Consider the following 9486-nt stretch of genomic DNA (forward strand, 5'->3'; position numbering starts at 1 on the left):
TTTTTCGCACCCTATTTATTCCGCACTGTGATTGTTTTTCCTCTCTTATTCATATCGATAACTCATTATTTTAAATAGAAAAAATGTTTGTCCTAAAGTGGTGCGGAGTGATTGCTCACACTGATCCCCATGACTATTATCGCCCGATGAAAACGACCCCTACACCCCATGATGCACTTTTTAAGAATTTTATGACCCAGCCCGCGACGGCGTGTGACCTGCTGGAGTTCCATTTACCGCCTGAATTGCGACAACTTTGTGACCTGAGCACCTTACGGCTGGAATCGGGCAGTTTTATTGAAAACAACCTGCGCGCTTGCTACTCGGACGTGCTCTACTCGCTCAAAACGACTGCGGGGGACAGTTATGTTTACGCTCTCATTGAACATCAAAGTTCCCCTGATAAACATATGGCTTTTCGCATGATGCGCTACGCTATTGCCGCCATGCAGAGCCACTTGGAAGCGGGGAACGACCAGTTGCCGCTGGTCATTCCCATGTTGTTCTATCATGGTATGGTCACACCGTACCCGTATCCCATGAGCTGGCTGCATGCCTTTAACCAACCCGCACTCGCCGGGAGGTTGTACAGTCGTGACTTCCCGCTGATCGATGTGACGGTAATCCCCGATAACGAAATCATGACCCATCGACGCATTGCTCTGCTGGAACTGTTGCAAAAACATATTCGCCAGCGTGAGTTATCTGAATTATCGGATCAACTGGTCATGGTGATAGCAAGTGGTTACACTACAGAAGATCAACTAAAAGCGGCGATAAATTACATCATACAGGTTGGTGATACGGCAGACCCAGAAGCGTTCCTCCGCAGCCTGGCCAACCGCTTACCGCAGCACGAGGAGTCACTGATGACAATTGCACAAAAACTGGAACAAAAAGGCGAAGCCAGAGGCGAGGCTAGAGGTGAAGCTAGAGGTGAAGCTAGAGGCGAGGCTAACGGGCTAAAGAAAGGTAAGTTGGAAGTTGCCCGAACTATGTTTGCCAATGGTCTTGACCGTGCCACAGTAATGAAAATGACCGGTCTAAGCGATAAAGAACTGGCACAAATTTGCCATTAAGTTGCTAGCTAAACCCCTACTTTTAACAGGCGATGTTGCCTTAAACGTCGTCTGTTTGCGCTGTTTATCACTCCTTTCCCTTTTTATTGCTTACTCTTTGTTGCCTCATCCATTCTTTAACGCATCACCACGATAACCCTCTATTTTTCCACAAAAAATGTTTGTCCTAAAGTGATGTTAGCTGATTGCACGGTAGAACTTCGCTGGGCTATAGTCACGCCGCAGCGGCAAAATCCGCTGTCGGGTTTGGAACCCCGTTTTCAACAGGGCGCATGACTGCCTAGTCGGTTATTATGTGCAGGCACGGCTACATCTGTAAAACAATGGTGAGCTGGGCAGGGGCATCGCAAGATGCGCCGGATTCTCTGTTGACCGGTAGTTCCAACCCTGCCCAGTTCACCACCCATAAAGAGATTGGAACCTCAAGGTGGTGAGTTTAAAAACTCATACAGAGAGGTAGTCATCATGGATTTGACGACTAAATGCCTATCATTATTTACCAGCAATATCATTGTTATTCCCACACCTGTTGCTTCATCTGACCCTCTGCTGCCGGAGGTGCGCTATGTACGATGACACCCCCTGCGAAGTAGAAGAACTTATCGATCACTGCCGTACGTTGATTTACGCCATCATTTCCGTTGATCGGGCCGATGCTAAAGAGATTCTTTCGTTTATTTTGTGGCAACAAATTGATGCGTTACGCAGCACTTATCTGCGGGATAGCGAGGAGCCGCTAGAATTAGCGTTCGCCCTCTAACACAATAGATAGGTCACCACTGAAATAGATTTATTGACGGTGAGCCTATCCACAATAATCTTGAATTTGTAGGAGTTGATCCGTAAATACAATGAGATATAAAGGTTATACTGCAAAAACCGGCTACAACACGAAACACTGCATAGTACTCATATTCGTGATGTAGTCGGTTTTCATACGGAGAAGATCGCTGATCTGCATATCTGGTTCTTTGTGCCATCCCTCACACAACCCCCATCACCTGCCCCGCGCGTAATTATCCGGCATCATAGCGAATGAACGCTTAACCGGAGAAAACCGCATGTCTGCAACCGATTACCACCACGGTGTTCGCGTCATTGAAATTAGCGAAGGCACTCGCCCGATCCGCACTGTCAGTACGGCGGTAGTCGGGATGGTCTGTACCTCCGATGATGCTGACGCCACCCTGTTTCCACTCAATACCCCGGTATTACTCACCGATGTGCTGGCCGCCGAAACCGGCACCTTGGCCCATTCACTGGATGCTATCAGCGATCAAACCAAGCCACTCACCGTCGTTGTCCGTGTGGCACAGGGTGAAACCGATGCTGAAACCACCTCCAATATTATTGGCGGAATAACACCCGATGGCCGTTATACCGGCATGAAAGCGCTGTTAGCCGCCCAAGGTAAGTTTGACGTCAAACCGCGCATCTTGGGGGTGCCCGGTCATGACACCAAAGCAGTTGCCACTGAACTGCTTGTTATTGCTCAGAGCCTACGAGCCTTTGCTTATATCAGTGCCTATGGTTGCAAAACCAAAGAAGAAGCCATTATCTACCGCGATAATTTCAGCCAGCGGGAAGCGATGGTAATTTGGCCGGATTTCCTCAGTTGGGATACGGTCACCAATGCCGAAACTACCGCTTACGCCACGGCCCGCGCCTTGGGTTTGCGTGCCAAGATTGATAATGATGTTGGCTGGCATAAATCCCTGTCTAACGTGGGCGTGAATGGTGTGACAGGTATTAGCGCGGATGTGTTCTGGGATCTGCAATCCACGGCTACCGATGCCAACTTGCTCAACAGCAAAGACATTACCACTCTGATCCGTAAAGACGGTTACCGTTTTTGGGGTTCCCGTTCTTGTTCTGATGATCCGCTATTTGCCTTTGAGAACTACACCCGCACCGCTCAAGTGTTAGCTGACACCATGGCCGAGGCCCATATGTGGGCTAACGATAAGCCGCTCTCTCCGTCACTGGCAAAAGACATTATTGAGGGTATTCGCGCCAAAATGCGCGAGCTGAAATCATTGGGCTATCTGATTGATGGTGATTGTTGGTATGACGACAGCGTGAACGATAAAGAGACCCTCAAAGCGGGCCGCCTGTTTATTGATTACGACTATACACCGGTACCGCCGCTGGAAGATCTAACCCTGCGCCAACGCATTACTGACCGTTATCTGGCTAATTTCGCCGCCGCCGTTAATAGCTAAGGAGCTTAATTATGGCATTACCACGCAAACTTAAGTTCCTGAATGTATTCAATGACGGGAACAGCTATCAAGGGGTGGTTGAGTCCATCACCTTGCCAAAATTAAACCGCAAATTTGAAGAGTTTCGCGGTGGCGGCATGAACGGCAGCGCTAAGGTCGATTTGGGGCTGGCTGATGGCGCACTAGACGTTGACTGGACGTTAGGCGGCATTGAGTCCGAGATTTACAAGCAATGGGGGGTAACTAAAGTTGATGGTGTGTTACTGCGCTTTGCGGGTTCCTATCAGCGCGACGATACCGGCGAAACCCACGCGGTAGAAATTGTGATGCGCGGCCGCCATGAGGAAATTGACGGCGGCGACAGCAAGCAAGGTGATAACACCACCACCAAGATTTCCACCAAAAACACCTACTACAAATTGACCAGGGACGGCGAAGTGCTGATCGAGGTCGATATTGTGAATATGGTCGAAATGGTCAATGGCGTCGATATGCTGGAAGCCCACCGCCGCAATATTGGTTTGTAACATCGCCCCATCAGAGAGTGGATGACGAATCGCGATAGCCCAATCGATGGGGAAATGTTCCGTTCGGGTCGTAGCGGCTTAGGCCGCCGGAGCGCCCGTAGGAACAGTCGCCCCGTCGCACTCGCGGGTTAACCTCCTAACTTTTAATCGGATAATTATTATGAAAAAAGACACGACTGAACCCCAATTTAATGTAATCACGCTGGATGTGCCTATTGTCCGGGGGAATACCACCATCACCGAAGTCACGGTGAATAAACCCACCGCTGGCGCATTACGCGGGGCCAAGTTGCAAGCGCTGTTAGATACTGATGTTGACGCGCTGATACGAGTGCTACCGCGTATCACTACCCCCAATCTGACCGTGCCAGAAATCAGCAATCTTGATCCAGCTGATATCTACGCGCTGTCTCAGGCGCTGGCGCTTTTTTTCTTGCCGAACTCGGTCAAGTCAGACTACCTGAGTGCTTAACGGTTGACGATTTAGTTGCTGATATCGCGGTGGTATTCCATTGGCCGCCATCAGCTACCGATCCCATGACCATTGGTGAGCTTTTAGCATGGCGACATAAAGCCATTATCCGTAACGGGGGCAGTGATGAGTGACAAGAACCTCCGCTTGCAGGTTTCTTTAAGCGCCATTGATAAAGTTACCAAGCCATTTAAATCTATGTTGGCCAGCAATAAGATGCTGGCCGCATCGATTAAAAATTCCAAACAAGAGCTTAAGCAACTCAATAGCCAGGCGGCTAACATTGAGGGTTTTCGCAAGAATAAAGCGGCGATTAATGGTGCCGCTCAGGCGCTGGCCGCCGCCCGTGATAAAGCGCGTCAGCTTGCTACCGAGTTAAAAAACAGTGCCGCACCGACCGCGAAACAGGCCAGAGAGTTTAAACGCGCCAGTGAAGAGGCTGCGAAACTAAAACAAAAATACCATGACTTACGCACCGCGCTGCATACCCAGCGCACCGCACTGCAAAGCAGCGGTATTGCCACCAATCGATTAGGTCAGGCTCAGCGATCCCTTAAAGCCAATATCACCAGCACCACCGCCGTGCTGACCGCACATCAGCGCCGGTTAGAACAGCAAGCCCAGCAACAACAGCGCCTTAGCGCTGCTCGTAACCGCTTTGATAACAGCAATCAGCGCAAAGCCATTGCCGGCTACACCTCGCTATCTACTGGCCGCGCCATGGGGCGAGGAATTGAGAACGCCTTGCATGTCGGCTATGAATTTGACGCCATGATGAGCGGCACTCAGGCGGTAACCCGCATTAAAGATAAAAACTCGCCTGAAATGCAAGCGATGCGCCATCAGGCCCGTACCTTGCCGCTGTCCTCTAAATTTACCGATCTGCAAGTCGCCGAGGGTCAATATTATCTTGGTCGCACCGGTTACAGCCCTAAACAGGTTGTTGGGGCGATGCCGGGTATGCTGAATCTAGCAGCGGCCGGTGATATCGATTTGGGTACCACCGCCGATATCGCATCCAATATTCAAACCGCCATGGGTATTCCGGCGGAGAAAATGGATCATGTAGCCGATGTGCTCACCGCGTTATTCACTCGTAATAACGTGGATATCCCGATGCTGGGTGAGTCAATGAAGTATTCCGGTGGCGTTGGGCGCGAATACGGTCAAAGTCTGGAAACTGTTGCGGCGTCTACCGCCATGCTGGGCAGCGCCGGTATTCAGGGTAGCCAGGCCGGTACCACCATGCGTAGCATCTTAAGCCGCATTGGTGGCTCCAGTACCGTTAAAGATTTAGGCGTCAAGACTGCCGATAAAAACGGAAACATGCGTGATCTGGTTGATATTCTAAAAGATATCAATGAGAAAACCGCCAAGATGGGTAACGTTGAGCGTGGGGCTATCTTTAAAAGTATCGCCGGACAGTATGCTGTTACCGGTTTTGGCGTGCTGATGCATGCTGCCGGTAATGGCTCGTTAGATAAAATGCGCGGTCAGCCCGGTGAGTATGACGGCGAGGCGGCCCGCGTGGCAGCGACCAAGCTGGACAACTTAAAAGGCGACATGACCATCATTCATACCGCCTTGGAAAACGTCAGCGTTGAACTGTTTGAGAAAAATGACGCATGGCTCAGGTCAACAGCCAAAAGCATTACTGAATTTATGCATGGCGTGGCCGAGTTCCTCAAAGCCCACCCAAAAATCAGCCTTGGCATTGTGCAAGTGGGTGCCGCTATCGCCATTGCCACCGCCGCATTTGGCGCACTGGCGATTGCCGTCGTGGGTATTTTGGGGCCGTTCGCGCTACTGCGTTTCACCACCTCGGTATTAGGTATCCGTTTACTGCCGCGCCTGTCGTTTGGCATGTCCAAACTGGCGAGCACCACACCCATCACCACCCAACAGATCGGCAACTTTAGCCGCTCACTGCTTACCCTGTCTAAAAATGGCGGTCAGTCGGCGATTGCTACCCTTAAGGGATTGGGGAGTGGGCTGGTTAATGTGGTGCGTTCACCGGTTAAATCCGGTATCAGCGGTTTTAAAATGTTGGGCAATGCCGTTAGCTGGCTGGCTAAATCCCCGCTTAAATTCCTGCGTTTTGCCCTTGGCGGCTTAGGGAGCATGTTCGGGATATTAATCAGCCCGATTGGCCTGATTGGTGCCGCTATCGTTGGCGCTGGCTTGCTTATTTACAAGTATTGGCAGCCGATTAAGGCATTTCTCGGTGGCGTGGTGGAGGGTTTTATGCAAGCCGCCGCACCGATTAGAGAGGCGTTGAAACCGTTGGGGCCGGTGTTTGATTGGATTGGTGATGCGGTTAAAAACGTGTGGAGCTGGTTTAAAAAGTTACTGGAGCCGGTGCAGTCAACCACCGCCGATTTAAACAGCGCCGCCAATGCCGGTAAGTCTTTTGGTCAGTTTCTGGCTGATGGCATTGATCTGGCAATGACCCCCCTCAAGGCGCTGATTTCATCCATTAAGTGGGTATTGGAAAAGCTGGATGAGGTGAAGCAGCGCTCCGAGAAAACCCGCGAACTGGCGCAAGCTAATCCGGCCATCGCCGCTGCCGCTGGCAACTACGGCATTACCTGGAAGCCCGCGCCAAAGGGCAACAGTGCCGCTGATATCGCCGCGAAATATACCGGTGAATATGATAACGGCGGCACTATCCCGTTAGGTAAATTTGGTGTAGTCGGTGAGCATGGCCCGGAGATTATTAACGGCCCGGCGCACGTCACCGGCCGCCGCAATACTGCCGCGATGGCGGTTGCCGCTTCCATGTTATTCAGTGGCTATCAGGCAGCCGCCGCACCGCTACACCCCTACAGTTTGCCCGCGTCACAATATCGCAGCGGCCAGATCAGCAACCCACAGCAAAATCAAACCAGCCATGCCGCGCCAATTATCAATATTTACCCGTTGCCACAGCATGATGCACAGGATATTGCCCGCGAGGTAGCCCGCCAGCTGGCGGGCCATCAGCGCCAGACACAAAGCAAATCAAACCGTAGCTATCAAGACCATGATGATTATTAAGGAGCACTAGCATGATGATGGCACTAGGGATGTTTGTTTTTATGCTGCAAACCGTCCCCTATCAAGATTTTCAGCATCAAATGGCATGGCGTCACCCGTCCAATACGCGTATTGGCAAGCGGCCAGTGAGTCAATTTTTAGGGCCAGATGAAGAATCTATTACGCTATCCGGCGTGTTATACCCTGAATTGACCGGCGGAAAAGTCTCGTTGATGGCACTGCAACTGATGGCGGAAACCGGCAAGGCCTGGTCACTGATTGAGGGAAACGGCGCGATCCATGGCATGTTTGTGATTGAGAGTCTGAGCCGTACCAAAAGTATCTTTTTCAGTGATGGCTCGGCGCGTAAAATTGAATTTACGCTGACATTAAAACGCACCGATGAGTCATTAAAAGAGATGTTTGGTGATTTATCCCAGCAATTTGACGATATTGCCTCTCAAGTCTCTGATGCCGCCAGCGGATTATTATCATGACGATGATAGATAGCCGGTTAAATAACGGCCATAACGCGCCGGATTATTCAATTACCGTGGATGGCATTGATAAAAGTGGCGGCATTAAAAAGCGGTTGATGTCGTTAACCTTAACCGATAACCGTGGCTTTGAAGCGGATCAGCTTGATATTGAACTGGATGATTCAGACGGTAAATTAGTGCTGCCCCGTCGCGGGGCAAAAATAGCCGTTGCGTTAGGTTGGCAAGGGGCGGCGCTGATTGATAAAGGCACCTTTACCGTGGATGAAATAGAGCATAGCGGCGCACCGGATAAGCTGACTATTCGCGCCCGCAGTGCGGATTTTCGTGAAACGCTCAATATTCGCCGTGATCAGTCTTACCATAAGACCACTATTGGCGGGATAATTAAAACCGTCGCCGAGCGCAATAAACTCAACCCAACGTTAAATAAATCCATGGCTGATTTGGCGGTTGACCATATAGACCAAACCAACGAATCAGACGGCAACTTTATTACCCGACTGGCGAAACAATATGGCGCTATAGCTGCCGTAAAAAATGGCAATCTGTTATTTATTCGGCAAGGCCAGGCGAAAACCGCCAGCGGTAAACCGATTCCGGTGATGACTATTATTCGCAGCCTGGGTGACGGCCATCAATTTAGTATGGCTGACCGGGGCGCTTATACCGGTGTGGTGGCAAACTGGCTGAATACCCGCACCACCGAAAATCCGGTAGTTAAGGTAAAACGAAAGCGTAAACGTAAGGCGACCAGTACCGCCAAGCCCAAGCAGCCAGAAGAGAAACAGGGCGAATATCTGATTGGTACGGATGAAAATGTGCTGACTTTACGCACCACTTATGCCAGCAAACACAATGCGCAGCGGGCGGCTAAATCGAATTGGGAACGGCTACAACGGGGCGCGGCAAAATTCTCTATCCAGCTCGCCAAAGGCCGCGCAGATCTCTATCCCGAAGTGCCGATTAAAGTGACCGGATTCAAAAAGCAGATTGATGAAGCTGACTGGACGTTGGTCACGGTGACCCATTCCGTGAGTGACAGCGGTTTTACTACCGCGCTGGAATTAGAGGTGAAAATAGATGATTTGGATATGGAATGATGATTTTTAATCAATAATCGCGCATAATTATCATTAACACCGACCCTAGTCGGGATGATGCCGGAGTCCGGATCATGTTCAATTGTCCTTTATGCCACAGCGCAGCCCATACCCGCAGTAGTAGCCAAATCACCACCGAAACCAAAGAGCGCTATCACCAATGCATCAATGTGAATTGCGGCCATACCTTTGTGACGATGGAAAGTTTTATGCGTTCAATATCAAAGCCAGGTGAGATTAACCCGGTAATGCCTCACCCACAAACTGGCGGTCAGGTGGTGATGTTCTGACGGCTTAAAATAAATTTATCTACCCTGCCCTAATCCCGCTTTTGCGGGATTTTTTTCGCCCAAATCACTGCCAAACTACCCTGCTCAAAAAAGCTTCGCCGCCAAGGTGTCGCCATTTTGTCGCCACTTTTCAATTTTTGGTGATCGCCAAAAACAAAAAAACCGCCTCTCGGCGGTTAACGACATACTCATACTACTTTGTTTTACTTAGATTTGTTTCCATGGTGCCCGGGGCGGGACTTGAACCCGCACAGCCATAAGCCGAGGGATTTTAAATCCCT

Annotated in this window: 11 protein-coding genes; all 11 read left to right on the forward strand. The window is 50.4% G+C overall.

All coding sequences use genetic code 11. The features are described 5' to 3' along the window. Window positions 1-146 precede the first annotated feature (146 nt). Window positions 147-1079: an Rpn family recombination-promoting nuclease/putative transposase gene (locus ACNSO8_RS02960; RefSeq protein WP_418393785.1), complete on the forward strand. Its 933-nt coding sequence runs from the start codon at window positions 147-149 to the stop codon at window positions 1077-1079. Between the two features lie 323 nt (window positions 1080-1402). Beyond that, the gene (locus tag ACNSO8_RS02965; protein ID WP_071598557.1) at window positions 1403-1513 is read left to right on the forward strand and encodes an ash family protein; all 111 of its coding nucleotides are present in this window, start codon (window positions 1403-1405) and stop codon (window positions 1511-1513) included. Window positions 1514-1644: 131 nt separating this feature from the next. After that, the gene (locus tag ACNSO8_RS02970; protein ID WP_418393778.1) at window positions 1645-1839 is read left to right on the forward strand and encodes a hypothetical protein; all 195 of its coding nucleotides are present in this window, start codon (window positions 1645-1647) and stop codon (window positions 1837-1839) included. A 301-nt stretch (window positions 1840-2140) separates the two neighbouring features. Continuing rightward, on the forward strand, window positions 2141-3301 hold the full coding sequence (locus ACNSO8_RS02975) for a phage tail sheath protein (RefSeq protein ID WP_418393779.1): 1161 nt from the start codon (window positions 2141-2143) through the stop codon (window positions 3299-3301). An 11-nt stretch (window positions 3302-3312) separates the two neighbouring features. Continuing rightward, complete coding sequence (locus ACNSO8_RS02980) at window positions 3313-3828, forward strand: phage major tail tube protein (protein ID WP_418393780.1); 516 nt, start codon at window positions 3313-3315, stop codon at window positions 3826-3828. Window positions 3829-3988: 160 nt separating this feature from the next. Then, window positions 3989-4300 carry a phage tail assembly protein gene (locus ACNSO8_RS02985; protein WP_418393781.1) on the forward strand — a complete coding sequence of 104 codons (312 nt, stop codon included), beginning with the start codon at window positions 3989-3991 and terminating at the stop codon, window positions 4298-4300. 23 nt (window positions 4301-4323) lie between these two features. Continuing rightward, complete coding sequence (locus ACNSO8_RS02990) at window positions 4324-4434, forward strand: GpE family phage tail protein (RefSeq protein ID WP_418393786.1); 111 nt, start codon at window positions 4324-4326, stop codon at window positions 4432-4434. Continuing rightward, window positions 4427-7336, forward strand: a complete 2910-nt coding sequence (locus ACNSO8_RS02995) for a phage tail tape measure protein (RefSeq protein WP_418393782.1) — start codon at window positions 4427-4429, stop codon at window positions 7334-7336. Before ACNSO8_RS02990 ends, ACNSO8_RS02995 begins: the two co-directional genes overlap by 8 nt. A gap of 11 nt (window positions 7337-7347) precedes the next feature. Further along, window positions 7348-7812, forward strand: a complete 465-nt coding sequence (locus ACNSO8_RS03000) for a phage tail protein (RefSeq protein ID WP_418393783.1) — start codon at window positions 7348-7350, stop codon at window positions 7810-7812. Then, a complete protein-coding gene (locus ACNSO8_RS03005) occupies window positions 7809-8915 on the forward strand; it encodes a phage late control D family protein (protein ID WP_418393784.1) in 1107 nt (368 codons plus the stop codon). Before ACNSO8_RS03000 ends, ACNSO8_RS03005 begins: the two co-directional genes overlap by 4 nt. A 74-nt stretch (window positions 8916-8989) precedes the next feature. Next, window positions 8990-9205 carry an ogr/Delta-like zinc finger family protein gene (locus tag ACNSO8_RS03010; RefSeq protein ID WP_013649733.1) on the forward strand — a complete coding sequence of 72 codons (216 nt, stop codon included), beginning with the start codon at window positions 8990-8992 and terminating at the stop codon, window positions 9203-9205. The last annotated feature ends 281 nt before the right edge of the window (window positions 9206-9486 follow it).

The sequence above is a fragment of the Yersinia sp. LJYL362 genome, from assembly GCF_048323875.1.

What these genes read in the sequence shown, in the direction of transcription:
- ACNSO8_RS02970 (WP_418393778.1), top strand. Translation starts at nt 1,645, where the DNA reads ATGTACGATGACACCCCCTGCGAAGTAGAAGAACTTATCGATCACTGC.
- ACNSO8_RS02975 (WP_418393779.1), top strand. Translation starts at nt 2,141, where the DNA reads ATGTCTGCAACCGATTACCACCACGGTGTTCGCGTCATTGAAATTAGC.
- ACNSO8_RS02960 (WP_418393785.1), top strand. Translation starts at nt 147, where the DNA reads ATGAAAACGACCCCTACACCCCATGATGCACTTTTTAAGAATTTTATG.
- ACNSO8_RS03010 (WP_013649733.1), top strand. Translation starts at nt 8,990, where the DNA reads ATGTTCAATTGTCCTTTATGCCACAGCGCAGCCCATACCCGCAGTAGT.
- ACNSO8_RS02965 (WP_071598557.1), top strand. Translation starts at nt 1,403, where the DNA reads ATGGTGAGCTGGGCAGGGGCATCGCAAGATGCGCCGGATTCTCTGTTG.
- ACNSO8_RS02995 (WP_418393782.1), top strand. Translation starts at nt 4,427, where the DNA reads ATGAGTGACAAGAACCTCCGCTTGCAGGTTTCTTTAAGCGCCATTGAT.
- ACNSO8_RS02980 (WP_418393780.1), top strand. Translation starts at nt 3,313, where the DNA reads ATGGCATTACCACGCAAACTTAAGTTCCTGAATGTATTCAATGACGGG.
- ACNSO8_RS02985 (WP_418393781.1), top strand. Translation starts at nt 3,989, where the DNA reads ATGAAAAAAGACACGACTGAACCCCAATTTAATGTAATCACGCTGGAT.
- ACNSO8_RS03000 (WP_418393783.1), top strand. Translation starts at nt 7,348, where the DNA reads ATGATGATGGCACTAGGGATGTTTGTTTTTATGCTGCAAACCGTCCCC.
- ACNSO8_RS03005 (WP_418393784.1), top strand. Translation starts at nt 7,809, where the DNA reads ATGACGATGATAGATAGCCGGTTAAATAACGGCCATAACGCGCCGGAT.